This window comes from Ancylomarina subtilis (assembly GCF_004217115.1).
In the GTDB taxonomy this organism is placed as follows: Bacteria; Bacteroidota; Bacteroidia; order Bacteroidales; family Marinifilaceae; genus Ancylomarina; species Ancylomarina subtilis.
Genome location: NZ_SHKN01000002.1, coordinates 278,804 through 302,151 on the forward strand (window position 1 = coordinate 278,804; position 23,348 = coordinate 302,151).

Below are 23,348 nucleotides of genomic sequence, written 5' to 3' on the forward strand. Positions count from 1 at the left end.
CAAAACTCTTTTTTTTATATTTCGATACTTAAAATTAGAACTATGATAAAAGCCATAATCGTTGACGATGAGATGAAGAGCCAATCTTCTCTATTTAAATTATTGGAAAGATTTTGCCCCGAAGTTGAGGTTATTGGCTTTGCTTGTAATGTGCAAACAGCTGTAGAGCTTATTAATCAGGAAAATCCAGAACTTGTATTCTTGGATATTTCTATGCCTGATGGCGATGGTTTTGAGGTTTTGGAGCAGGTAAACTCTCGTGATTTTGAAGTGATTTTCACAACCGCTTATAATGAATATGCCTTGAAAGCCATCAGGTTTTCTGCTTTGCATTATTTGTTAAAACCGATTAATTATTCTGAATTAAAGGATGCTGTCTTACGATTCCAAAATTCAAAAAGGGATATTAATCTGGATGAGAAATTTCAGGTTTTGTATGATTCTTTGAAAAATGAGTATAAAAAAATCATTTTGCCAACCGCTAATGGTCTTCGCATGGTCGATCTTAATGATATTGTCCGATGTGAAGCGAATGGAAGTTATACCGATTTTTTTCTGGAAGAGAAAGAGGATTTAATGGTATCCAAGGCTTTGTCAAATTTTATGGATATTCTTCCTGAACATTTGTTTTGCAGGGTACACAGTAAACATCTGGTAAATTTGAATTTTGTCGATCAATACATAAAAGGTCGAGGGGGGCGAATTATTCTAAAAGATGGGAAAGAAATTGAAGTTTCTGAAGGAAAGAAAAAGGAGTTTCTCGATCGTTTAAAACAGCTAGCTCATTCTTTGCCAGATAAAAAATAGACAAACTTCTTTCAGGTATTTTAATCATTTATTTCATCAGTTTCACTGATACAATTTATTGCTGTATATAACAGTAAAAAACCATCTGGGTTAAATAAAAGTATTGTGTCGAAACACGTTGGTTTTTATTGTCTTAAGTGAATATGTATTCATATCTGTTTTTTATAGAATTTACCCCAATACGCAATCGGAAACTCATATGACGTAGTTATAAAATCAAACCCCCAAGGCATAAATTATAGATTGTTTTAAGCATAGAGGAAGTCTACTTTTATCTTCCGAAAACCAATAACGTTGAGCTATGTTAGAACATCTAAAGAAAGAAATCTTAAAAAAGTTTGGTCAGGAACTGGCTTATAATAAGGATTGTGAAGCTTTAGCTGAAATTGTTTGTGAGGCTACCGGAGGGAGAATTAGTGCGACAACAATACGCCGACTTTATGGGTTACTTAAATCACCTTCAGCACCATCCAAGTTTACTTTAGATTTATTGGCAAACTACGTGGGGTATAAGTCATGGAATGATTTTCAATCGAATTATGTCTGTGAAGATAAGGAGAAAGGTAATACACCAACCAATTGGCAAGCTTTTCAAGAGCGCGCTTTCGAATTGAGTAATGATGCTTATAATTTAATCAAAGGTCAATCAGGAATTCCCTTTAAATCTGTTGCTACAAGAAAGATTGGAGAAGATCGTATTCATAATTTTCTTCAGTCCGATAAAATGGCTTTGAGTTTTGTTGCACCTGGCGGAGCTGGAAAATCAACCATGCTTGCGAAATGGTATGAGCGAGTGAGTCAGGACTCTGGAAATAAGGATGTGATCTTATTTTTTAATGCGACTTTCATGATCAATTGTTTGAATAGCGATTTTATGCTCGAGCGTTGGTTGGAAGAGCAATTGAATTCAAAATCGAAAACATACCTGAAACACTTTTTGGATAAGCCCAAAGCCTGTGAAGGAAACATTATTTTGATATTGGATGCCTTAGATGAGGTGAGTTATGACAATACAAAATTGGAGCGATTGTTCTTACAATTGAATCAGTTTGTGGCCAATCGTAAGGATTCAAAAAATATGAAGTTGATTTTAACATCGAGAACTTCAACCTGGGAAAAATTTGTGCTCCCATTTATACAACGAGAAAATAGCCTGTTTGATGCCTGGTACGAAATTGACTTAGATTTGGATCAGGAAGATAAAAGAAACTTCCCCCCATTAAATGGTTTTGAAATTCAGCATGTTTTTGATGAGACGATTAATCAACAGTTTTTCTATGACTTGAAGGTTGAAAATTTAGATCACTATCAGCGCAATACAATTTCAAATCCCTTCTTTTTAGAACTGTTTGTTAAAACATATTCGCCCAATAAAAAGAATGATATTAACGACGGTTATAAATTGATTAATCAATTTTTAAAGAATAAGATTTATTATTCCCGTTATTCTGAGGAAAAAATCGAGATACTCAAAGCGATTTTAAAGCTTCAGAAGTTGGGGAAAGATTCACATTCCGTTAAAAAAATGGAGCTCAAATCAATCTTGCCTATTCACCTTAAAACAGCAGGAAACTATTACCATGCCTACGAAGAGATGCTAAGTTATGGTTTGATATCAGAATATGTTTCAGTTAATGAGTACAATGGATATTGCAAATTTGTAAAGATCTACAATGAGCAACTTTTTGAGGTATTGTTGGTTAAGGAGTTGATTGAAATGAACCAGGGCATTAGCTTTGATCTGTTTAAGAAAATTGAAGAGGAGTATCAGGAATTTGAACTTAAGGATCGATTAATTGCACAGTTGTTTAGCATTGCTGTTGAATCTGAAAATTACGAATCTTTGTCTCGTTTTTTCGAATTAAGTGAAGCAACAATAACCAGTAGTGCCGTAACTGATATTCTGACCACTGTGATCACCAATATGGATGACAGTAAGATTGATTTAATTAAAACATATGCATCAGGAACGCGTTCGGTCGAATTTATGCTTGCACTTTCGGGGAATCTAAATCGCCTTTGTGGTGATTTTTCCAAGGTTGTTGAAATTATATCGGAAACCAGCGCTGACGAGTCCGTCAGAATTAAGTCGTTAAGTCTATTATTGATGACTTCCTTAATGTCGTTGGAGCAAGAATTATCTGATAAGTATTATCATTTATTATTAGAGACGGAACCGAATTCAAGTTGTTCGGCTTATTCCATTGCATTGCGCTTTACCAGTATCTTATTCTACAATCACATATCGGGTAAGAGCAATGATATTGAATTATTACGCGTGTTTTATTACCGTCAGATGGCCTATTGCCAGGTTGGTGATAAATATGAGAGTTGGAGTGGGGAATTTGAGGTATTGGTTTGTAACGCTTTATTTTACATGCAATCGTACCATAAAGTCATTCAACTGATTGAAGATGCTGAATTGTTTTACGATCAGTTAACTGTTAAAGCTCATTTCTCGAATCATAAATTACTGAGAGCCTATAAACTGATAGCTCAGAGTAAATTGGGAATGAAATTGTCAGCTGCTCAGGTGCAAGAATTAGAGTTTTGTAATGATAGCCTAATCAGTTCAAAAGCATATCCTTTGCAGATATTCTTTAAAAGTTCTTTAGCTGAAGTTTATTTTGAAAATGGGAACAGAGATTTTCAGGAGAAGCACTCCAATAGAGCATTTGCAATCAGTGAATTCACACGTTACGATTTCTGCAAAGTTAGCTTGTTAACGAAGATGGCTAAATATTATAATGCCTGGAATGAAACAATCAAAGAGAATTTATGTTTGAAAGAACGTGACCAGATTTTGCAAACCAAAAATGCGGAGTCGCTTGTAAAGATCTTAAATAATTAAGGCTAAAATATAATATTTAAAAGAGGAACTAATTATTAGTTTTAAAAGTATCCTGGGAGTCTAGATTAACTCTCAGGATTTTTTTTTGTAAAATTTGTAGGTATTGAATTCAAATGACACACTTTTTGCTTTAAATCGTCGTTAATTATTGTAGGTTTTGCACTAAAGTCTCCATCCAAATTTTGGACGCTCTATAAATACTAGCTATATTTCTTTACTTTTGTTTTTTACTGAATGTTTTTGAATTCGGAGGGATCTAATAAACATTGGTTTAAATGGAATATTGCAAAAAAATCAGATTTTATTAATGAGAGCTATCATCTTAAAATATAAGCATATTGGTTTACTGATTGTCATGTTCAGTCTTTTTTCTTACTCCAGTTTTGCTCAGGAAAAATGTTCTGTAAAAGGTAATGTGACAATAAATGAGGGGGATCTTGATAATGTGAAAGTGACTTTATACAAGGATTCTCAACAGGTGAGTGTCAAAAATATTTCTAAAAACGGGAAGTTCTCGTATGAATTGGATTTTGGATATGATTATATTTTCGAGTTTTCAAAACCCGAATTTGTAACAAAGCGAGTGAGTGTCTCAACTTATGTGCCTCAGGAGGTTTTGGAAAGAGATAGTCATTTCCCTCCCTGTAAATTTTCTATTGAATTGTTTCGTTTTTTTCCAGGTATCGATTTATCTGTATTTGATCAGCCAATTGGTATGATCATGTATAACAGAGAAACGGATTTGATTGAAACGGATTTATCGTTTCAGACGGAGATTGAAGCAAAGCTTAAACGAATTGAGAAAGAAACCAGATTGAAGCAGGAAGCTTATCTGGCTGAGTTGGCTCGTGTAAATAAGGCATTTAACTTAGCCATTAAAAATGCCGATACTGAGTTCAAGAAAAAGAATTATACGGAGTCAAAATCGTTTTATACAGAAGCAACTGAATTAAAACCCAAAGAAGAATACCCTAAAATTCAGATTTCAAAAATTGATGACATTCTTTTGAAACAAAAGGGACAGCTTGAGACTCAGCGTCTTTTAGATGAGAAATTTAAGGCTTTGATTGATCTTGCAGATCAGTTTTTTACAGAGAAAAACTATGAGCAGGCAAAAGTGAATTATGAGTCGGCTATAGCTGTTAAGTCGACAGAGACATATCCTCAAGAACAACTTGATAAGATTAAAGCAATAGAACTCGAACTGAAACTTAAAGCCGAAAAAGAAGCTAAGCGATTGGCTGAAGAGAAAGCTCTAAATGAACAGTATGCAACACTCATAAAATCAGCAGATGAAGCTTTTGGTTTGAAGCAATATGAGACGGCTAAATCAGACTATACTGTTGCTCTTAAGTTGAAAGCAGATGAAGTTTATCCACAAAATCAGATTCAGGAAATAGATAATAAACTAGATTATCTGAAACAACTAAAAGCAGCAAATGCAAAGCTTGTGGCTGAGCAGAAGGCATTGAGAGTTGAGTACGACAAAATTATTAAATTAGCTGATAGCCAGTTCAAAAAGAAAAATTATAATGAGGCTTTGACCTCTTATACTCAAGCTCTAGAATTGAATGTTGAGGAGGTTTATCCTCAAGAACAGATACAAAAAATTAATGAGGCAATTGTTCGTGAACAAGAATTGGCTGCAAGTAGGTTGAAGCAAAAAGAACTCGATCAAAAATATGAGCAATTAGTTGGTTTAGGCGATACACAATTGAAGGATGGTGAGTATGTATTAGCAAAGGCTAATTATACCGAGGCTATAGCTTTAAAGCCTAATGAGACTCATCCTAAGGCGCAGCTGACAAAGATTGAAAGTCTGATGGCACAGCAGGCAAAAATTCTAGCGCAGAAAGAAGCTCGGGAAAAAAAATATGCTGACTTGATTGCTTTAGCTGATTCCCAAATGAATTCCGGCGAATTTGACAAGGCTCTAGGTAATTATGAGCAGGCTTTAGGTTTAAAACCCAAAGCGGAGTATTTAAAAGAGCAGGTAAAAAGAGCCAAACAAGGCCAAGTTGATAAAAAACGTAAAGAGGAAGAGAAAGTAAAACAAGAGCTTGAAAAGAAATTATTAGATCAGAAATATGAGGATTTGATTGCCAAAGGGGATAATAATTTGGCGGCAAAAAAATATTTTGATTCACGTGATAATTTTAGAAAAGCTTTGGAGATAAAACCTGATGAGAAATATCCTAAAGATCAGCTTAATAAGATTGAAGATTTAATGGCTAAGGAGCTTAAGCAGGCGACAGCAATGAAAGAGTTCGATGCGAAGTATGAAAGTTTAATAACAACCGGCGATTCTCAATTGAAAGCCAATGAATATGCATCGGCTCAGAAGAGTTACACAAGCGCTTCTGTAATGAAACCTGAGGAGTCGTATCCAAAATTACAATTGCAAAAATTAAAAGATTTAATTGCGGAAGCCAACCGAATTAAGGCTGATGAGAAAATGCTTAATGAGAAATATGGTGAATTTATTAATCAGGCTGATCAGGAGTTTAAAGCTAAGGATTACAAAAAAGCAATTTTAGATTACCAGTCAGCTTTGAATTTAAAACCTGATGAGAATTACCCTAAAGAACAAATTACAAATGCTGAGTTAGCTTTGGAAGAATTGGCCCGTTTGGCTGATAAAAAACGCGAAGGAGAAAATGCATTGAAATTACTTGAAGAGAATTATTCAAGGGTAATTTTATTGGCTGATGCCGCATTGAATACTGAAGACTTTAAGCGAGCGAGTACGCATTACAATCAAGCATTGGAATATAAAAAAGGAGATCAATATGCTACAGCTCAACTTTTGAAAATAAAGACGCTTATTGCTAAAAAAGAAAGTCAAGCTAAAGCTGAAGAATTATTATCGAAGAAGAAAGCTATTTTGGAGAAGAAATTCCGCTCCTTCATCAGTGAAGGGGATAAACTCTTTGGAAACGAAAAGTATTCAGATGCATTAGTAAAGTATAACGCTGCGATTCAAATTTATAGAAATGATGAATATGCCTTGAAACAAATTGCTCTTGTTAGTGAAAAGTTAGCTAAAGAGAAAATTGCAGCAAAGGAACAATTGGAGCTTTCAAAACAATACGAGACGATTATAAGCAAAGCTGATAAATTATTTGCCGAAAAGGAATTGAAATCTGCGAAAGAGGAATATTTATTGGCACTTAAGTTGAAATCAAGAGAAGTTTATCCAAAAAATCAGATTACAATAATTGATGCATCGATAGCAAAGCAAGCTAAATTGAATCGTAAGAATAATCAAATTGAAAAAGAATTTGAAGAGACGCTTGCAACTGCTGATTCTTACTTTAAAAAGAAATCATACAGTTTAGCCAGACATCATTATAAAGAGGCTCAGAAAATTAAGCCTGATAATGCTTATGTCAGATCGCAACTTAAAGAGATTGAGACGATTTTAGAAGCCAATGCGAAATTAGAAGAAAACAAATTGTTGGTTGAAAACTCAAAAGCATTTGACGAACACTTGTTGAAGATAAAAGAGCAGGATTATAAAGCTTTGGTTGATAAGGGGGATAAAGCGATAAAGGGAAAATACTTGGGGAAAGCTAAGGCTTATTATAAAAAGGCTCTGGATATTTTTGAACGTGATTATCCGAGAGAGAAGCTTGTTGAGATTGAAAAATTGAAATCGACTTTTAAATCAGAAAAAGAGCGAGAAGAATATGAGCGATTGGTGAAATCTGCTGAAGATGAATTTTCTAAAAAGAATTTTTCTGTTTCTCGTCACTATTACAATAAGGCGATGCCTATAGCAACGGATAAAAGTCTTATCGATGAAAAACTGGAAGAAATTGAACAAGCGATAGTTGCACAAAAGCAAGAAGCAATTGATGAAGAATTCAACTCACTAGCTAAAAAAGGCAATGCCGCTTTTAAAGATGGCAACTTATCAATTGCTCGATTCTATTATCAAAAGGCTTTAAAAATTAAGCCTAATGATAAAGAATTAAAAGAGAATTTGGAGACTATTAAAAAGACATTGAAGTAAAATAAAACATATGGCACTAAATTACATCTGGGTTTTCTTTTTTCTTTTAGCCTTTGTTGTGGCATTAATCAAGTTGATCTTTTTTGGAGATATGGAAGTGTTTCCAGCCATGATTAATTCAACTTTCGATATGGCGAAAACGGGCTTTGATATTTCTTTGGGATTAACCGGGGTTTTAACGCTTTGGTTAGGTATTATGAAGATTGGAGAAAAAGGAGGTATTATTAAGATCTTTTCCCGATTGATAGGTCCTTTTTTCAATCGCTTGTTTCCTGACTTGCCTAAAGATCACCCTGCACATGGTTCTATCATGATGAATCTGGCTGCAAATATGTTAGGTTTAGACAATGCTGCGACGCCAATGGGTTTAAAAGCCATGACTCAGATGCAAGATGCGAACCCGGTTAAAGACCGGGCTTCAAATGCTCAGATCATGTTTCTTGTTTTGAACACTTCAGGTCTGACTATTATTCCTATTTCAATTATGGTTTATCGTTCTCAGCTTGGTGCCGTAAACCCCTCAGATATTTTTATCCCAATATTGCTGGCAACCTATTTTTCGACCATTACCGGATTAATAGCCGTATCGGTTATGCAGAAAATAAAACTGTGGGATAAGGTGATCTTGCTCTACTTGGGTGGTATGACAGCTTTTATTGTTGCAGTCATTTTCTACTTCTCGAGTATTGAAAAGGAACAGATCGCATTAATTTCAAGACTGGTGAGTAATGTTTTTCTTTTTTCGGTGATTGTTGCATTTATTTTGCTGGCTTTTATTCGAAAAGTGAATGTTTACGAGAGTTTTATTGAAGGAGCCAAGGATGGTTTTGCCATTGCTGTTAAAATTATTCCTTATCTGATTGCAATTTTGGTTGCAATTGGAGTTTTTAGGGCATCAGGCGCCATGGATATGTTTATTCAGTCAGTTGAAAAGCTTTGTGGTGTATTAGGGATTAATGGTGATTTTATTCCTGCTTTACCTACGGCATTAATGAAACCTTTAAGTGGCTCCGGAGCTCGGGGGATGATGGTTGATGCCATGACACAATACGGCGCGGATAGCTTTATTGGACGGATGACCTCTGTCTTGCAAGGCGCGACTGATACCACTTTTTATATTATTGCGGTTTATTTTGGTGCCGTTGGTATTAAGAATACCCGTTACGCTATTACATGTGGTTTAATTGCTGATTTTGCAGGGATTGTAGCTGCTATTGGCATTGCTTATTTATTCTTTCATTAATCTTTGAAAAAAAGAATACCTTTGCCATTCAAATTCTAATAACCCAATTTACCATTTAGATATGATAAACTTCAAGATTGATACGGAATATATTGAACTGATAAAACTGATAAAAGCCTTAAATATTAGTGAAAGTGGTGCGCAGGCAAAGATCTTTGTAGAAGATGGCCAGGTTATTCGCAATGGTGAAATTGAATATCGTAAACGCGCGAAAATTCGTCCGGGAGATAAGATTGAGATTTTTGATGAAGTCATTATTGTAGAATAATCAGAAATCAGCTCTTATTCGAAATAAAGCACAAAAAGTCCAGTTAGTCTGGACTTTTGTTGTAATTATAAGTAATGTCTTTATTGTTTCAGATTAAGGAGTTGTAGAAAATGTTCATCTTTCCAGCCCTCCTGACTTTTAATCCATTGTTTTTTTGTTCCGGTTATTTCGAAGCCTTTTGCGCCAAATAAATCAATGCTTGCTTGATTATTAGTGGTAATATTGCAATAGAGTTGATGCAACTGTAAGCCTTTAAAACAATAGTTTATCAGAGTCTCAAGTGCTTCACTGGCATAGCCTTTTTGGCGATGAATTTTATCGTGAAGCAGAACACCAATACCAGCTCTGTTATGGAATGGATCAAAGTCGAATAGGTCTATTAAACCAATAGGCTCTTTGTTTTCTTTTAGCTCAATAACCAATCTCAGTTGTTTGCTTTCATAAATGTCAAGATGCGAATTCTCGAGGTATTGTTTTAATACAAATAGTGAAAATGGCTTTTGGCAATGGCTCACTTCCCAGATATCCGAATTATTTTCCCACTTGTAAAGCAGTTTTAAATCCTGAGGCTCTAATGCCCTTAGTCGGATAGATTTATTTTCGAGAATTTGCATAAGATTGATTCGAAAGAATAATATAAGTGCTTAGTTCTTATTATACCATTTTATTGTTCGTGTAAAGGCATCGTAATAGCCTTTTTTGAACGCAATATTCAAAAAGGTTTTTTCATCCTTTTTATTATCAAAGGCTTCATAGGTATATCTTGATAAACCATCTTTACCCTTGTTCAGATTGAGCCTGTCAATTGGTAAATTCTTGAAATAATTGAGCGATTTTGGATGGTTTAATGCCATAATCTGAATGGTATATTTATTCGATTTTTTCGCATTAAAATCAGAGAAAAGAACTTCCTCACCCCAATAAGCCTTACGAACAAATGCATCCCAATAACTCTTTTTCAAAACTTCGCCCAGAGCGAGTTGTGCTTCTGTTTTATTAGGGAAAATCTTATAGGTATATCTGTAAATGTTTTCAGAATCCCTGTATACATGAACGCCGTCCAGGTTTTTAAAATAGGAGACAGGTCGAACCTCTTTTAGCGACATCAATTGAATGGTGTAAGCCGTACTAGTTGAGAAGTTCATTTTAGGGTGAATCAGTTGCCCATTGATAACGGTTCGAATGAACGAATCCCAATACCCAATGCGAATGAGTCGGTTTAATTCCTGAGTGGCAGCATTGAAAGATTTAAATTTCTTATAAGTATATCGACTTAAACCATCGTTCGTTTGAAAAATCTTAACATTATCAAGGTAGCTAAACATTTCAGGATCCATAGGAATCTGAAGAGCTAGAATCTGAATGGTGTAATAGGTTTCGTTTTTAGTCACTGTTTTAGTAGTATCCGGAATTTTTACTATCGGATTTGTAACAGGTTCTTCTTCTTTTACAGTAGTCACCGTTTCTGCTTGTTCAACAGGTTTTTCTTTAGCCGGTAACTTAATGGTAGGCGTTATCTTAAGCGGTTCTTTCAGTTTCGGAACCTCTAAGTCATTCTCTATTTCAGGAGTGAAGGCCGTTTTTTCAAGACTAATTTTGCTTATATTATAATCAATAAGCTCAATATCCTCAGGATAATCTTCTTCTTCTTCAAGACGAAGAGAAAGCGGAAGTAGCGTGATAACACTGTGATTCTCCTTATTTGCATACTCAGCGGGTACATTCATCACCGTGCTCAAAGGTCTATACCCCTTGGCTCGTACTTCTAAGTTGTATTGTTTTCCAGCGTCTATAATGAAAAGAAACTTTCCTGATGCCGTGTTCGGACGATATAATCCAACTGTTTTATTACTATAGCTTAGTTTGATTTTGGCGTGTCCTACAGGCTTTCCTTTTGTGTTGATTAATTTTCCTTTTAGAACGAATAAGCCTGTATTTTCAGTATCTGGTGTTTGAATTCTGAAAATATCAGCTCGACCATAGGAGCCTTTTCGGTACGATGCCATATAAGCTCTTTTCCCATCAGGAGTAGGCGTGAAATAAATATCTTCTTTCGTTGAATTAATAGGGAAACCAATATTTACGGGTTTGTTCCAATGTCCATTTTCAAAAGTTGATTTGAAAATATCGAATCCGCCCATTGTTTTATGTCCTTTTGAACTAAAATAAAGGGTTTTCCCATCGTGGTGAATGAAAGGAGCGTCGTCGTCGTATATTGTGTTAATATTGGGGCCAAGGTTTTGCGCAGGTCCCCATTGACCATTAGGTAATTTTTTTACACTATAAATATCCATTTTCCCATAACCGCCAGGACGATTACTTGAGAAATAGATGGTTCTGCCATCAGCTGATACTGAAATGTGACTTTCTTTACTAGGTGAGTTGATGTCAGAATGTAATTTTTGTGGTCTAGTCCAGTTGGTACCGTTTAGTTTACTTACATAGATATCACCGCCATTGGACTCATTGTTGTTGTAATAGCCTGCTTTATATACGTAAATTTCCTGACCATCAGCTGATATCGAGATTGATGCATCGTGATCTTTTGTATTCAGTATACTGATCCCTTTGGGCTCTGTCCAAACGCCATTCACTTGATGTGAAATATAAATATCTTCAAAAAATTGTCCGTCTTTATCAACTTTACTACCAGTACCATTACGTCTTGAAGTAAAAACCATGGTTGTTTCATCGGCAGTAACACCGGGGCTATGTTCAGCATATTCGGTGTTGATTAAGTTTCCCAGATTTTCAACGGTGATATTAACCGGATGTTCGGTGAGTTGAAGTGCGTTTCTGCAAATTTCAAGTTCATGTTCAATATCAGCGATATATTCCGCATCGTCACGAGGAACCAGGTTTAGCAGATTGTTATAGGTTCGTATCGCTTTGCTGAACTGATAGTTGATGTGATATGACTTCCCCAGATTGTAGTAGTAATCCAGGGGGATATTGTTTTTCGATTTGCTATATCGAATCGCTTTTTCGAGGTATTCTGTTGATTTTTCTTTTTCTGATTCGAGGTTAAAATAGCAGACGCCCAGCATATTGTTGAACTCAGGATTTTTTCGATCGCCTAGTAACAAGTCATATAGAATCGGGGCAGCATCGCCGTAATTCTTGTTGGCAAAATACATTTCTGCCATTTTAGTTTTCTTTCGCTTGCTTGTTTTATCTGAGCTTGAAAGAGAATAGCTTGCGTAACTGTTATTGACACCAATTGCTATAATTATAAAGAACAGAAACGTTCTTAAAAGTTGAGTGGATGTTTTTTTGTGAATTCCAGAATTCAACTTCATCATATTTTTAAATATTATAGACAATTAATTATCATATAAAATGAGAGAATTGTGTTTTTTTATAAATCTCAAAGCTGAGAATCTATTAAGCGAATTTGATGGATATATTGAGGATTATCCCTTTAAAATTCACTGAATAGTTACGAACTGATTTTATTAAAAGAAACACTTCTAGCACTTGTGACAAGCCTCGTGGGCACTGAACAATGCAAGATATAAAAAACTTTGATTTTTTTGCATAAAAAAAACGCAGAAATCAGAATCTGCGTTTTCTTTTGATAAATAATGTATCGTATAATTTCTGAGAATAAAATCTAGAATACCTGGCTTGTGTCAAAATTTTCAAGATTTTCTGCAACTCGTTTTAAGAATAAGCCTCCTAAACCACCATCAACAACTCGATGATCGTATGATAGCGAAAGGACCATAATATGTCTGATACCTATGGTGTCACCCTGAGGCGTTTCAATTACAGCAGGTTTTTTCTTGATTGCACCCACAGCTAGAATAGCAACTTCGGGTTGATTAATAATTGGTGTACCTGTTGTACTGCCAAAAGCACCCAAATTGGTAATTGTAAAAGTACTTCCCTGAATATCATCCGGCTTCAGCTGATTCGTTCTGCCACGATTAGCCAGATCGTTCACCGACTTTGTTAATCCAATTAAATTCTTTTCATTCGCATCCTTAATAACAGGAACAATCAGGTTACCATTGGGAAGGGCAGTGGCCATACCAATGTTGACAAAGTTTTTACGAATAATTTTATCCCCATCAACAGAAACATTAATCAATGGATAGTCTTGAATAGCCTTGCAAACAGCTTCTACAAAAATTGGCGTATAAGTCAATTTTTGGTTATGCTTCTTCACAAAATCATTTTTAATCTTATCTCGCCATTGAACAATTGGAGTCACGTCAACATCGATAAAAGAAGTAACATGTGCTGATACCTGCAGAGAGTTGGTCATGTGTTGAGAAATAAGTTTTCTCATGCGATCCATCTCAATTATTTCAACGTTTTGCCCTGTATAAGAAACGTGTTCGGTTGGAGCAGCAGCTTGAGGTGTAGTTATTTTTTGCTCTGTAACGATTGGCTTAGGTGTTGCAACTTTACGATCTTCGATATATTGCAGGATGTCTTTTTTTGTAATGCGTTTAGCCTCGCCGGAACCAGCTATCGAGCTGAGTTCTTCGTTTGAAATATTTTCAGCTTTAGCAATCGTACGTACAAGAGGTGAAATGAAATTGCCATTTTCGGTTTTGGCTTTCATAGGTTCATTACTGACTTCTGGTTCTTTAGCCAGTGAAATATTTAATACATTTTCTTCGATTGGAGCTGCCTCTTCAGTTGTGGTTGTGGGTGTATCTTCAATGCTTTCGCCCTCAGAAGTAATTATGGCAACTAAATCACCAACCTTAGGTACATCCCCTTCTTCAAATAATATTTTTGCAATAATTCCACTGGCTGGAGCAGGAATCTCTGAGTCAACCTTATCGGTTGCAATTTCCATGATTGAGTCTTCTTCTTCAACAGAATCACCTTCTTTTTTAAGAAGCTTAGTAATTGTCGCTTCAATGATACCTTCACCCATTGCAGGAAGGAAGATTTCGAATTTAGCCATATTGATTTTGTTTAGTGTTTGTTTATTTAGTCTAAATAGAATGCAAATTTAATTAAAAAAGAGTAAAAGACAAGTATGTCTGATTAGTAATCTCTATCTACTTTTCTTAATTCTCAATTGATTTTTTCTATATCATAAGAATTTGATTCTTTCTTGAAGATAAGCTTTCTATTTGAAATAAATAAGTTTGCTTACTGACCTAAAAAATACGAAATAATGAGTGATGGACCATTATAAACTCTTATCAAAAGGCATTCTGTTGAGAAGCGATCGGCCAAGTGTGATTTCATCGGTGTATTCCAACTCATCGCCTATGGATATCCCTCGGGCAATGGTTGTCACCGGAACCTCATGTGGTTTCAGTTTTTTATAGAGATAGAAATTGGTTGTATCGCCTTCCATTGTTGTGCTCAGAGCCAGAATAATTTCAGTTAAATCTTCATGCTCGGCTTTTTCAATCAGGGGTTGAATGCGTAAATCACTTGGGCCAATACCATCCATCGGCGAAATAATACCTCCTAAAACATGGTAAATGCCATTGTATTGTTGTGTGCGTTCTATTGACATCACATCACGGATACTCTCGACCACACAAATGGTTGATTTGTCTCGCTTGGGATTGGCACAAATATCACAGATATCAGTGTCGGAAATATTAAAACACGATTTGCAATGTTTCACCTCGTCACGAAGCTGGATGATTGTGTTTCCAAATTTTCTGACTTCATCTTTGTTTTGATTCAATAAATGCAAGACGAGTCTTAAAGCTGTTTTACGTCCAATCCCAGGGAGTTTTGAGAATTCAGCAACGGCGTTTTCTAAGAGTTTTGAAGGGAAATTATCGTAGTTCATGTTTGTGTTTAGAATCCGGACTTGATGATTATATCCGTCATGTATTTTTTATTATTAGTTCAAATGTAAGGAATTATCGGCAGTATTTGTTCGGGTGAATTCGAATTCCATTCTAAAGCCTTATCGTTATGATGATAATAATTTCTATTTTTGGCAGGTACTTTTAAACGCTCTTTATGTCTCCATTAAATATCATCTTTGTAGTTGTAGGCTACTTTTCACTTTTGCTATGCATTTCTTATTTTACTGGCCGAAAAGCTGATAATCAGGCTTTTTTTTTAGGGAATAAACAATCGCCCTGGTATGTGGTTGCCTTTGGTATGATTGGTGCCTCTCTGTCGGGCGTTACTTTTATTTCGGTTCCGGGATGGGTGAAATCAACAGAGTTCTCATACATGCAAATGGTTTTGGGCTATATGCTGGGTTATATTGTTGTGGCGAATATCCTTTTGCCCTTGTACTATCGTTTGAACTTGACTTCGATATATACCTATTTGGATCAACGGTTTGGTCGTGTATCCTACAAAACAGGAGCCTCTTTTTTCCTCCTTTCACGAACGATTGGTGCTTCATTTCGATTGTTTTTAATGGCTAATGTTCTTCAGATTACAGTGTTTGATGCCTGGCATGTTCCCTTTGCGCTGACGGTTCTTCTAACAATATTGCTAATTTGGCTTTATACGTTTAAGGGGGGTATCAAAACCATTATTTGGACAGATAGTTTACAGACTTTGTTTATGCTGCTTTCCGTTGGGATTAGTATTTATTTGATTATGGATAAGCTTGATTTAAATGTATCAAGCGCACTAAGTTCTATAAGAGATAGTGATTATGGCAAGGTGTTCGAGTTTAAGGATTGGGCAAGTAAACAGCATTTCCTGAAGCAATTTTTTACGGGAGCTTTCATCACTATTGTGATGACTGGGCTCGATCAGGATATGATGCAAAAGAATTTAAGTTGTAAGAATTTGGGCGAGGCTAAAAAGAATATGTATTGGTATGGCTTTGCTTTTATACCAGCTAATCTTCTGTTTCTGATGCTTGGCGCTTTACTTTTATTGTTTGCACAACATCAGGGAATCGCAATTCCTGAGCGAGGCGACGACCTTTTCCCAATGCTGGCAACCCAACATCTTGGGCCAGTGGTTGGACTTTTCTTTTTGGTTGGTTTAATGGCGGCAGCTTATTCCAGTGCAGATTCAGCTCTCACATCCCTAACCACTTCTTTTACGGTTGATATTTTGGGTGCTGACGAAAATGATGAAGTAAAAACGAAGAAGCTACGTGGTCGATCTCATCTTCTGTTCTCCTTCATTTTACTACTCGTCATCTTAATTTTTAGAGCTATTAATGATGAATCGGTCATTTCAGCCATCTTTACAGTTGCCGGCTATACCTATGGGCCTTTGTTAGGTTTGTATGCCTCTGGCTTATTTACTTCTATTCAGGTAAAGGATAAGTGGGTGCCCTTAGTGACCTTGCTTGCTCCAATTTTGTGTTACATATTCTCACAGAATTCGATGGATTGGTTTGGATTTAATCTGGGGTTTGAATTACTGATGTTGAATGGACTTTTAACTTTTATTGGTCTTCTGGTGATCAGGAGAAAGACGGTTAAAGGTTAAAGGTTAAAGGTTAAAGGTTAAAGGTTAAAGGTGTGGAATTTGAATATTGCTTTTTATCACATCATCATGTTATTGCATTAACTTATCATCACCTCAATTAATCCATTCAGGTAGTTTTTTTGATTTGGGTTTACGTCCGTAAAAGAAGTCGTCCAAAGGAGCAGCAATCCGTCTGAAAAGTGGCGAGTGTTTAATTCCAAATCGAATTGCATTATGCAATAAATTATCAGGATGTGAGTAGGGGCAAGTTGCCATGCAGCGACCACAATCGGTACCCGCTTTGCACCAATAGGTAAAACAGGATTCGGAATTGATTTGCCATCTTTTTACGCCATCAATCATTTTAGGAGCATCCGATGAAATGGATTTGCTTGGACATACGTCTGCACATTTCTTGCAGTTTAAACAGAAGTCAAGCATATAATTCAATTTTTTTCGATCTTTTGTTTTTAAGGGGAATTCTGTTGTAACCACTCCCAGTCGAACTCGGGGGCCTTGTTTGGGTGTTATCAGTAAGCCCATACGCCCAATTTCGCCCAAACCTGCATCGCGGGCAACCAGTGGACAAACAACTTGATAATTACCATCGATATGTGCTCGTGCAGAATAGCCCAGATGTCTGAGGAATTCGGCAATTTGAATAGCTATGCGTCCCGAATCGAGATATTGTTGTGCAGACTCCATCACAATGGATGCTTGTGGGGCCGCCTGAACCATTTCTTCATTCATCTCAACAGTGAAGGCAATGGCATGGCTATGCGTGTTGTGAATTTCATTTCCATATTCGTCTCCTCGTCCCTTGTGTGAATAGAGATGGTAGTCTTTTAGTTCACAGAAACCTATATCTAAGGCTCCAAGCTTCTTGCCCCATGTTTTCAGGAAAGAACTTATTTTTTCAGAATCTGTTTCGGTACGTGATGGATTGACTTTGCCATCAACCGCTTTTTTAAATTGCCCGACAGTAAAAAAGCTGGCATGTGCTGCTGCAAAAGCAAAGGTGTGATTGAACAGAGAATTTTTAGAGCACAAGCCTGCCTCTTTTCTGAAAGCATTGTCGAGCTCTTCTTTTTCAGGATATTGGGTGTAGTAATCGTTATAGTTTTCACTACCAATAACCAATTCATTGCGCGAAAACATCACGTTTCTTTCATCAATCTTACTTAAGGGAATTTCGTCACAAATGGCTTTGGACGTTTTAAAAGGATAGATAAATAAGAGCCCAGTTAGGATTATATCGACCAAAAGAATTAATGCCAAAATATTAAAATTATAATACCACGCGATGAAATAGGGGATGGGTAGTAATAAACCAATGACGAGGGATCTGAATGCGGCTTTCTTTTCGTTTTCCAGATAAAAGACCGTGGCACTATACAGGAATATAAGGGTGAAACTGATTGAACTAATCAGACAAAACAGTGTTGAAAGATCGAAAAGCTTATCCATTTATGTTGAGTATTTAAAGGAGTTTTTGCTTAAAAATTTATCTTCCAAGATAGGCTAATTTCGTCTTTTTGTATTGGCTGAATATAAGTTTAGAATGAATAAAAGAAAGCCTCATTTTTGGTGAGGCTTTCATTGTATTGAGATATTTTAAAATCTAGAATTGATAAACGAATGCATTTATGCTCATACCTGCACCTACCGATGCAAACACCGCATGATCGCCTTTTGTGAACTGATGCCCTTCGAGTTCTCCTCTGGCAATCATATCGTATAGAATAGGCACTGTAGCAACCGAATTATTCCCCATTTTTTTAATGATCATTGGCATGATATCATCGGGAATCTGGCGTTCACCATACAATCGGAACAGGCGTTTAGCTATGGCTTCGTCCATTTTTTCATTGGCTTGATGAATCAGTATTTTTTTGATATCCTTTAATTCCAGTCCTGCTTTTTCAATACATTCTTTTACCAATTGAGGCACGTTCGAAATAACGTATTCATAGATCTTGTGGCCATGCATTTTGATATAGAAATCACGATCGCGGTTTTGAAAATCGGGATTGTGTGAAGCTCCGGACCACAACAGATAGGCCTCATTTAAAGTGTCCGTTCTTACCGAATGAGATAAAATTCCGGTTTCACTTTCACTCTCTGTAGCTTCGAGTATGGTTGCTCCGGCACCATCGGCATAAATCATACTATCTCTGTCGTGTGGGTCGCAAACTCGGGATAAGGTTTCTGAACCAATTACCAAAACTCTTTTGGCATCACCCGACTTGATAAAGTAGTTGGCCTGAATCATGGCTTGTACCCAACCCGGACATCCAAAAAGAATATCGTAGGCTACAGTCTTCGGGTTTTCAATTTTGAGTAAGTGTTTCACACGTGCGGCCAAGCTTGGCATTAACTGTGGCGCGACTGTATTGGCCGAGACATCACCAAAATTATGAGCGACTAATATGTAGTCGAGACTTTCTTTATCAATTCCTGATGATTCTATAGCTCTGCTAGCAGCAATAAAAGCCAGATCTGATGCTTTCTGATCTTCGCGTGCATAGCGTCGTTCAGCAATTCCAGTAATGTTGTAGAATTTCTCTAGTGTTTCGTGTGTGGTTTTCCCATTTGACTCACCGTTTGCATCGTAAAATGTGTTTTGTAGGAAAACTTCGTTTTTGACTTCAACTTCAGGTATGCATCGACCTGATCCTATAATTTTCGAATATCTGCTCATCTTCTTTTTTTTATATTAGACTGAGTAGGGTGCACGAAAAAACTTTAAGGGAATACCTTAAAGTCAGCTGAATACGAGTATGAAATGGATCTCTAAAATAGAGCCTTTTGTTAGAGTAGTTGCGGCTAAGATAGAAATTTATTTATAAATACGATTTTTCGCACAAAAAAAACGCAATCAGGATTTGATCGCGTTTTATTCGCTTTGAACTTAATTTTATTTTTTTAACAGCTCATCTTTTAATCTTTTATCGACGGGATTAGTGCCTAACCAAATTCCCCAAAGTGCTTGTTTAAAAGCGAGACCTTTAATCTTTGCAAGTTCTTTCCCATTTTTAGAAATTGCTGTTCCCGATTCAGGTATGTAAGAAAACTGGAATAAATCCTTTTTCTCAACACCTTGCTTAAATACATTTAGGAAAGCTTCTATTTCGTTTTGAATAGTCTCAGGTTTGCCTTGTGTCGATTTTTCAAAGCCTTCACGAATGGCTTTGTCCATTTTTTCAGCCGTGATTAATCCGGAGATGATGCTCAGACGCACAACAGCTGTTTCATCGCTGGAAACAATATGTCTTGCATCTTGTTTTGTATCGGAAATAAAAAGGCCCAGAGTGTACATATCCATCCATAACTTCACGCGTGTTCCTGTTCCTTTTAAAAGAAGTTCCTGGTTATTGATGCTTATTTTCTTAGGGAAAATTTCAGCTTTGTTTTGCGAAATTGAATTGAGGCTAAATAAAGCCAAAACGATGGGTATGATTATCTTTTTCATATGGTTTTGCTTTCAAAATCCACAATTCAAGTGGATGATTGGGTTAAAAAATCAGTTTTTAACTGTAAAAGATTTTGGCGTAGCACAAATAAAATGTGGCAACAATATTGACCAGATAATTTAGCCAAAGCGGATATTGGCGTTTCCCGGATTTTAAGTCCCCTTCGAGGATATAGATGAAAGTAAAAAGAACGCCAAAAGCCCACATCAAAAGAAAAGACCAGTTGAAACTGCTCACATCTTTTGTTTCCCAGGTTTGAACAACTTGTGGAATGACACCTATACTTAGTATGATATTTCCAAACCAGCCCAGTGATTTAAAGAAGCTGATTTTTTTGAGTAATTTCTGCATAATTGTTTTCAGTTCTTAATAAGTAAAAACAATATTACGAATATTCTCATTATAAACTAAGCAAGTAATTAATTATTGATTCGTTAAAGAGCGTATGTCTTTCATGGTTGACTTTGATTGCTAAATGTTTGGTCCTTGCCATATTGCCTGTATAGGTTTTGTGTAATACGCCAAAACCAGCGGCATAACCAGTAAGATAGAACTTAGTGAGTATTTGCTGAATACCTAAAGCAAGGAAGGCTCCATTAAAAAGGAAAGTAAAAGAACCTTCGAGTACTTTGCCACAATACATTTGTCCAGACCCGGGAATAAAACGAGATAAATTCTCTGCTTTTTCAATGGATTTTAATTTGGGTAAATTCTTTTTCGAATACAAAGAATCAATTTTTTGAAGAGCAAGTGTTTTGTTATTGACTTCATTCGTATTGATGTATTCTTTGGCTAATTCTTCAGCCATGTCCCATTTTTTCAATTCATTTAAAATGAAAATCTCCACCAGAAGGGTTTCTTTGGGTAGATTCTTATTCTTGAGTTTATGTCTGAGTTGACTGATTTGTATCTGGGCCTTCTGTATTTGATTATCGAGGTAATAGCATAGACTCAGTTCTTTTTTAATTTGGGCATAACGATCCGGAGTTTCATTATAAAGACGAATTCTTTCAAGTGTTTTACATGCTTTTGTAAATTTAGAAAGCTGCTTGTAACATTGTGCTTTTTGATATAAAATGTCAAGCATTTGAGTCTGATCGGACGAAAAATACAGGAATCGCTCGTATTCTATGGCAGCTAATTGATAGTCTCCATTAGAAAATAAACTGTCTGCTTTAGATAAAGCAAGCTGATTTTGTCCGTGACTAGTTGAATATATTCCGAAGAGGAATATGAATATTAAATAAGATTTTTTGATCCATTTCATGATTGAACTCCTCGTTTGATATTTTTACTGAAAATACTGAGCCATAAATATTACCTACATAAAACACGGTGAATATTGAGCCAAATAGAATTGTTTTGAAATTCTTGATTCCCAGTTTTCTGTGATTTTCCCAGGTAACTAAACCTGTTGAAGCCACCATTAGCATGGAGGCAATTCCTTCGCCGGTTTTACCTGCATACATCTTACCCGAACCGGGAATAATAGCTGACATTAGACCCGCCAGCCACATTTTCTTTGGTTTACGGTTCATTATTGTTGAGTGAAGCTTGTTTAAATTAACGACTTCGGTTTGTAGTGCAGGAAGAATAGCCTCAGATTTAATACGCCGATTTTCATAGGTTTCAAAATCACGTTCAAGCAAGGCTATTCCGGAATATTCGAATTGTTTTAACTGTTTTAGTTTTGGAGTTAATTCAATTCTTTTAAGGACATCTTTAGCTGATTTGTAGTTCTTTGTATGTGTATAATTATAGGCTGCAAAGAACTGGCTTTTATGATAAAATGTTGATTCTTCCTTTACCTTTTGAAAGCTTTCGGCTGAACTGTTTAATTGCTTTAACGAGTACAGGGCCCAGCCTTTCATATAATATAAACTATCGCTTTGGGTTTTGCCATCCAAATAATCGAGTTCGATAAGAGCTTCATCAAAATCGTTTGATTTTATCAGATGATGGATGAATTCGAATCGTTGTTTTTGTGAGTATTGAGCCAACAGGTTTAACGACAGCAAGCAGAAGAAGGAGGCTATAATTATTTTTTTCACTTGTATTCTGTATTTGTCAAAGGTTTAATACGATAAAGATTAACACTATCATGAGCGTGATGCGTTTTCTGATCGAATTTAAAATAGTTGATGCTTGTGGCTGCAATTCGATTACATCTGCAAATTCTGTCGGAGCTCAAGAAGATGCCTTTTATTAAGCCGTATTCTCTGATGGCATCTTTACTGAAATCAGAACAGGTTGGATGATACAGGCAGTCGGCTGAAAATTGCTGGGATATCACGTTCTGATAGAGATAAAGCAAAGAGCCAAAGCCCAGGCTGACAGGATTGTATTTTTTTAACCAACTACTCTCATTTTTATAAATGTAATCTCTCTTGTGCTTATGGGTATCAAGAGTGTTGGTTTTGGTCTTCAAAATGAGTTGAAGGTTATTTTTCTCGACTGATTGAGCTTTGGACGGCAAACATAATCCCCAAACCAATATAAGCGTGATAAAAATGTTACAACTTGGATGGATTAACTTTTGCATTGTCGGGGATTTTAAAGTTAAAATAGGGTGAGTTCGGGCTGTTGCTAAGCTTGATATTGGAGAAAATTGTTCTCTGAACAATAGAATCTCTTTCAGGTGTATAACTTATTTCGGTAAGTTTAGTTGGCATTTGAAAATAGGTTGTACTAAAATAATCGTAGTAGTAAATTTTCTTGATTATAGTCTCATTATTATCGAAGTAAGCTGCATATATTGGGTTTTCATTTTCATATACAACTTCAACTTTTTTTACCGTTTTCATTGTCTCAGGAGCTTCCCACACAAAAATTAAATACTGACCGTCTAGTCTTGAATCCACCATCGTGAAGCCTTCTTTTTCAAGACCTAAATCTTGTTGGCGATTATTGGCAAAATAATAAATCAGTTCATTCTCGGTAGACAATGTGTTGTCCTGAGTATATGTTACAGTATTGCTCTTGGGAACGTATAATTTCAACTCTCCTTTTCGGTTACTTACTTTTACAAATTCGTTTGGAATGCTGTAGGCTGAAACCAAAATCCCTCGTTCATTATCGTAGAAGAATTCAGCATGAGCTTTTGTTAATAAGCCTTTTTTGTAGGTCTGATTGTCCATGCTATAGCTTATATAATTGGAACTCTTCTGAGAGAATGAAATCGAAGGCAAAAGAATAAGTAATAAAAAAGCTAATCGGAAAAGCAACATAATACGGTGTTTGGGTTTTTAAATAAAATTGCTGTTATAAATCACAAATATCGATTGGATTTATAACAGCAATTTAAAGACTCG

The 23,348-nt window shown here is 35.9% G+C and carries 18 protein-coding genes; 6 read left to right on the forward strand and 12 right to left on the reverse strand.

What is annotated here, in order from left to right; translation table 11 throughout:
• The first annotated feature begins 42 nt into the window (after positions 1 to 42).
• From EV201_RS12105 to EV201_RS12125, 5 genes are all read left to right on the forward strand, one after another.
• Entirely contained in the window at positions 43 to 807 is a 765-nt protein-coding gene (locus EV201_RS12105; RefSeq protein ID WP_130307908.1) for a LytR/AlgR family response regulator transcription factor, read from the forward strand.
• Positions 808 to 1,108: 301 nt separating this feature from the next.
• A complete protein-coding gene (locus EV201_RS12110) occupies positions 1,109 to 3,658 on the forward strand; it encodes an NACHT domain-containing protein (protein ID WP_130307909.1) in 2,550 nt (849 codons plus the stop codon).
• A 307-nt stretch (positions 3,659 to 3,965) separates the two neighbouring features.
• Positions 3,966 to 7,673 (forward strand): tetratricopeptide repeat protein, encoded by a 3,708-nt coding sequence (locus EV201_RS12115; RefSeq protein ID WP_130307910.1) that lies wholly within the window; start codon positions 3,966 to 3,968, stop codon positions 7,671 to 7,673.
• Positions 7,674 to 7,683: 10 nt separating this feature from the next.
• The gene (locus EV201_RS12120; RefSeq protein WP_130307911.1) at positions 7,684 to 8,916 is read left to right on the forward strand and encodes a nucleoside recognition domain-containing protein; all 1,233 of its coding nucleotides are present in this window, start codon (positions 7,684 to 7,686) and stop codon (positions 8,914 to 8,916) included.
• Between the two features lie 61 nt (positions 8,917 to 8,977).
• A complete protein-coding gene (locus EV201_RS12125; protein WP_129252148.1) occupies positions 8,978 to 9,184 on the forward strand; it encodes an RNA-binding S4 domain-containing protein in 207 nt (68 codons plus the stop codon).
• A gap of 80 nt (positions 9,185 to 9,264) precedes the next feature.
• On the opposite strand, the gene EV201_RS12130 is transcribed toward EV201_RS12125, so the two are convergent.
• From EV201_RS12130 to recR, 4 genes are all read right to left on the reverse strand, one after another.
• Complete coding sequence (locus EV201_RS12130; RefSeq protein ID WP_130307912.1) at positions 9,265 to 9,798, reverse strand: GNAT family N-acetyltransferase; 534 nt, start codon at positions 9,796 to 9,798, stop codon at positions 9,265 to 9,267.
• 30 nt (positions 9,799 to 9,828) lie between these two features.
• Positions 9,829 to 12,486, reverse strand: coding sequence for a PD40 domain-containing protein (locus tag EV201_RS12135; protein ID WP_130307913.1), 2,658 nt, complete (start codon positions 12,484 to 12,486; stop codon positions 9,829 to 9,831).
• A 311-nt stretch (positions 12,487 to 12,797) separates the two neighbouring features.
• Positions 12,798 to 14,108 (reverse strand): dihydrolipoamide acetyltransferase family protein, encoded by a 1,311-nt coding sequence (locus EV201_RS12140; RefSeq protein WP_130307914.1) that lies wholly within the window; start codon positions 14,106 to 14,108, stop codon positions 12,798 to 12,800.
• 231 nt (positions 14,109 to 14,339) lie between these two features.
• Positions 14,340 to 14,960, reverse strand: a complete 621-nt coding sequence (recR, locus tag EV201_RS12145) for a recombination mediator RecR (protein ID WP_130307915.1) — start codon at positions 14,958 to 14,960, stop codon at positions 14,340 to 14,342.
• Between the two features lie 176 nt (positions 14,961 to 15,136).
• On the opposite strand from recR, the gene EV201_RS12150 reads away from it, so the two are divergent.
• Complete coding sequence (locus tag EV201_RS12150) at positions 15,137 to 16,585, forward strand: sodium:solute symporter (RefSeq protein WP_130307916.1); 1,449 nt, start codon at positions 15,137 to 15,139, stop codon at positions 16,583 to 16,585.
• A gap of 93 nt (positions 16,586 to 16,678) precedes the next feature.
• Here EV201_RS12150 and EV201_RS12155 read toward each other — a convergent pair whose 3' ends face one another.
• The 8 genes from EV201_RS12155 to EV201_RS12190 form a co-directional block, all read right to left on the reverse strand.
• On the reverse strand, positions 16,679 to 18,031 hold the full coding sequence (locus tag EV201_RS12155) for a 4Fe-4S dicluster domain-containing protein (protein WP_130307917.1): 1,353 nt from the start codon (positions 18,029 to 18,031) through the stop codon (positions 16,679 to 16,681).
• A gap of 154 nt (positions 18,032 to 18,185) precedes the next feature.
• Complete coding sequence (locus EV201_RS12160; protein ID WP_130307918.1) at positions 18,186 to 19,265, reverse strand: 3-oxoacyl-ACP synthase III family protein; 1,080 nt, start codon at positions 19,263 to 19,265, stop codon at positions 18,186 to 18,188.
• A 216-nt stretch (positions 19,266 to 19,481) separates the two neighbouring features.
• Positions 19,482 to 20,036 carry a chalcone isomerase family protein gene (locus EV201_RS12165; RefSeq protein WP_130307919.1) on the reverse strand — a complete coding sequence of 185 codons (555 nt, stop codon included), beginning with the start codon at positions 20,034 to 20,036 and terminating at the stop codon, positions 19,482 to 19,484.
• A 58-nt stretch (positions 20,037 to 20,094) separates the two neighbouring features.
• Positions 20,095 to 20,388 (reverse strand): PQ-loop domain-containing transporter, encoded by a 294-nt coding sequence (locus tag EV201_RS12170; protein WP_129252133.1) that lies wholly within the window; start codon positions 20,386 to 20,388, stop codon positions 20,095 to 20,097.
• A gap of 49 nt (positions 20,389 to 20,437) precedes the next feature.
• The gene (locus EV201_RS12175) at positions 20,438 to 21,304 is read right to left on the reverse strand and encodes a tetratricopeptide repeat protein (RefSeq protein ID WP_130307920.1); all 867 of its coding nucleotides are present in this window, start codon (positions 21,302 to 21,304) and stop codon (positions 20,438 to 20,440) included.
• Positions 21,243 to 22,088, reverse strand: coding sequence for a tetratricopeptide repeat protein (locus tag EV201_RS12180; protein WP_130307921.1), 846 nt, complete (start codon positions 22,086 to 22,088; stop codon positions 21,243 to 21,245). Before EV201_RS12180 ends, EV201_RS12175 begins: the two co-directional genes overlap by 62 nt.
• Positions 22,085 to 22,579, reverse strand: a complete 495-nt coding sequence (yidD, locus tag EV201_RS12185) for a membrane protein insertion efficiency factor YidD (protein WP_130307922.1) — start codon at positions 22,577 to 22,579, stop codon at positions 22,085 to 22,087. Before yidD ends, EV201_RS12180 begins: the two co-directional genes overlap by 4 nt.
• Positions 22,551 to 23,264, reverse strand: a complete 714-nt coding sequence (locus EV201_RS12190; protein WP_130307923.1) for a hypothetical protein — start codon at positions 23,262 to 23,264, stop codon at positions 22,551 to 22,553. Before EV201_RS12190 ends, yidD begins: the two co-directional genes overlap by 29 nt.
• Positions 23,265 to 23,348 lie beyond the last annotated feature (84 nt).